Below are 3,230 nucleotides of genomic sequence, written 5' to 3' on the forward strand. Positions count from 1 at the left end.
CGGCCGTCGAGCCCGGCGCGGTCGTGCTGGACGACGGCGCCCGGCTGCCCTCCGGCGCCGTCGTGGTCGGCATCGGCGCCCACCCCGCCACCGGCTGGCTGGCCGGCTCCGGCATCGCCCTCGGCCCGCACGGCGAGGTGCTGGCCGACGACCGGCTGCGCACCTCCGCCGAGGACGTGTACGCGGTCGGCGACTGCACCTCCTTCCCCTCGGCCCGCTACGCCGAGCGGCTGCTCGTCCACCACTGGGACAACGCCCTCCAGGGTCCCCGTACGGTCGCCGCCGACATCCTGGGCGAGGAGGCGGCGCCCTACGACCCGGTGCCGTACTTCTGGTCGGAGCAGTTCGGGCGCTTCGTGCAGTACGCGGGCCACCACGCGGCCGCCGACCGCACGGTATGGCGCGGCGACCCCGCCGACCCCGCCTGGACCGTGTGCTGGCTGCGCGAGGGGCGTCTGGTGGCCCTGCTGGCGGTGGGCCGCCCGCGCGACCTGGCCCAGGGCAGACGGCTGATCGAGGCGGGCCGGCTGATGGACGCCGACGCCCTGAGGGACCCCGCGCTCCCGCTGAAGCAGGCCGTCGCCGGCTAGGCCGGGTGCCCCGTGCGGAGTGGCCCGACTACCGGCTGTCGGTGGGGGATGGCAGGCTAGATGTCGTGACCGAGATTGACACCAAGACCGACGCTCTTGTCCCCGCCTGGCTCACCCTCCCCGACATCGCCGAAAAGCTCGACGTCGAGGTGACGCGTGTACGGCAGTTGGTCAAGGAGGGCCAGCTCATCGCCGTACGCCGCGGTGAGAACCGCGCGCTGCACGTCCCCGCCGCCTTCATCGACGAGGACAAGGTCGTCAAGGGCCTCACCGGCACCCTGACGCTCCTGCGGGACAACGGTTTCACGGTGGAAGAGATGATCGAATGGCTCTTCACCCCGGACCCCTCCCTGCCCGGCACCCCCGCGCAGGCCCTCAGTGAGAACCGCGGCACGGAGGTGAAGCGCCGGGCCCAGGCGCTGGCCGTCTGACCCACCGCGCCCCAGGGTGGCGCCCCGCCGGGCGCCGCCCGCCCGCAGCACGACCCGCACACCGAACACCGGGGGACCCACCGCATGCCCGACACCGCCCGCGCCCGCCTCGCCGACGCCCGGCTCTACCTCTGTACGGACGCCCGCAGGGAGCAGGGTGACCTCGCCGAGTTCCTGGACGCGGTCCTGGCCGGCGGTGTCGACATCGTCCAGTTGCGGGACAAGGGCATGGAGGCCGCCGAGGAGCTGGCCCACCTGGAGGTGTTCGCCGACGCCTGCGCCCGGCACGGCAAGCTGCTCGCGGTCAACGACCGGGCCGACGTGGCCCACGCCGCCGGAGCCGACGTGCTCCACCTCGGCCAGGGCGACCTCCCGGTGCCCGCCGCCCGTGCCGTCCTCGGCGACCGGGTCCTGGTCGGCCGCTCCACCCACTCGGAGGCGGAGGCCGCCGCGGCCGCCGTCCAGGACGGCGTGGACTACTTCTGCACCGGCCCCTGCTGGCCCACCCCCACCAAGCCGGGCCGCCACGCCCCGGGCCTCGACCTGGTCCGGTACACCGCGGGCCTGAAGACCGAGCGCCCCTGGTTCGCCATCGGCGGCATCGACCGCACCAACCTGGACGAGGTGCTCGACGCGGGCGCCCGCCGGGTGGTCGTGGTCCGCGCGCTCACGGCCGCGGACGATCCGGGTGCGGCGGCGGCCGAGTTCGCCAAGCGGCTGCGGGAAATCTGAGCGGGAGCCGTCCCAAGGGATGGACAAAGGCCCGGCAATTCGGCCAAATCACCGGCGCCCGGTTGGGTCACCGCCCACCCGTGGCTAACCTGCGGGTATGGCCCTCGGAACCGCATCCACCAGGACTGATCGTGCCCGGACCGTCCGGGACATCCTCGCCACCGGCAAGACGGCGTACTCCTTCGAGTTCTACGCGCCGAAGACCCCGCAGGGCGAGCGCAACCTGTGGAACGCGCTGCGCAGGGTCGAGGCCGTCGCGCCCGACTTCGTCTCCGTCACCTACGGCGCGGGCGGCACCACCCGTGCCACCACGGTCAAGGAGACCCAGCAGATCGTCGTCGACACGACGCTCACGCCGGTCGCCCACCTCACCGCCGTCGACCACTCGGTGGCCGAACTGCGCAACATCATCGGCCAGTACGCGGACGCCGGCATCCGCAACATGCTCGCCGTGCGCGGCGACCCGCCCGGTGACCCGATGGGCGACTGGGTCGCGCACCCCGAGGGGCTGACCTACGCGGCCGAACTGGTGCGCCTCATCAAGGAGTCGGGGGACTTCTGCGTGGGCGTCGCCGCCTTCCCGGAGATGCATCCGCGCTCCGCCGACTGGGACACCGACGTCGCCCACTTCGTGGACAAGTGCCGCGCGGGCGCCGATTACGCCATCACGCAGATGTTCTTCCAGCCCGAGTCCTACCTCCGGCTGCGCGACCGGGTCGCCGCCGCGGGTTGCGAAACCCCCGTCATTCCGGAGATCCTGCCGGTCACCAGCGTGAAGATGCTGGAGCGGCTGCCGAAGCTGAGCAACGCGCTGTTCCCGCCCGAGCTGAAAGAGCGCATCCTCTCGGCGAAGGACGACCCGGCGGCGGTACGCTCCCTGGGGATCGACTTCGCCACGGAGTTCTGCGCCCGGCTGCTCGACGAGGGGGTGCCCGGACTGCACTTCATCACGTTGAACAACTCCACGGCGACGCTGGAAATCTACGAGAACCTGGGCCTGCACCACCCCCCGCGGGCCTAGACCGGCCGTACCGCGATGGGACACACTGCGTAACGGTCACTGGGAGAGGGGCGTACATGGGCTGGACGGTCCTCTACATCGCGTTCGGCGTCGTCGCGCTGTGGTTGCTCGGCGAAGTGCTGCTGCAGTACAAGGCGCGGCTGCGCTGGCGGCTGCTCGCCTTCACCGGGTTCCTCGGTGTGGTGGTCGGCGTCCTGATGCCGTCGGTCGTCGTGATCGGGCTGGGCGCCATCGCGTTCGCCGTCGGACAGACCTACGTCACGCTGTCGTTCCGCAAGGGCTTCGCGGCCGGCTGGGCCGTCAAGCGCCCCGACGACGAGGAGGCGGGCCCGGTCACCCGGCGCCGCCGCAACCGCGCCGAGCACCAGGACCCGGTCCTCGGCGACCCCGGCCCGGACGAGTCCGCCGACTTCGGCCACGACCACCCCGGCCCCCAGACCGCGGCCTACGCCACCG

The 3,230-nt window shown here is 72.7% G+C and carries 4 protein-coding genes and 1 pseudogene; all 5 read left to right on the forward strand.

Going from position 1 to position 3,230, the window contains the following annotated elements; translation table 11 throughout:
- The coding region (locus GT030_RS15680; protein ID WP_161201645.1) for an oxidoreductase C-terminal domain-containing protein at positions 1-590 on the forward strand (590 nt) is incomplete at its 5' end.
- Positions 591-655: 65 nt separating this feature from the next.
- Positions 656-1,021 (forward strand): Rv2175c family DNA-binding protein, encoded by a 366-nt coding sequence (locus GT030_RS15685; protein WP_161201646.1) that lies wholly within the window; start codon positions 656-658, stop codon positions 1,019-1,021.
- Positions 1,022-1,105: 84 nt separating this feature from the next.
- Positions 1,106-1,753, forward strand: coding sequence for a thiamine phosphate synthase (thiE, locus tag GT030_RS15690; RefSeq protein ID WP_161201647.1), 648 nt, complete (start codon positions 1,106-1,108; stop codon positions 1,751-1,753).
- A gap of 97 nt (positions 1,754-1,850) precedes the next feature.
- On the forward strand, positions 1,851-2,774 hold the full coding sequence (metF, locus tag GT030_RS15695) for a methylenetetrahydrofolate reductase [NAD(P)H] (protein ID WP_135790442.1): 924 nt from the start codon (positions 1,851-1,853) through the stop codon (positions 2,772-2,774).
- A 56-nt stretch (positions 2,775-2,830) separates the two neighbouring features.
- A pseudogene (locus GT030_RS15700) lies at positions 2,831-3,230 on the forward strand (hypothetical protein); the annotation flags it as partial.

Origin of the sequence: Streptomyces sp. SID1328 (assembly GCF_009865595.1) — a bacterium.
Lineage (GTDB): Bacteria > Actinomycetota > Actinomycetes > Streptomycetales > Streptomycetaceae > Streptomyces > Streptomyces griseoluteus.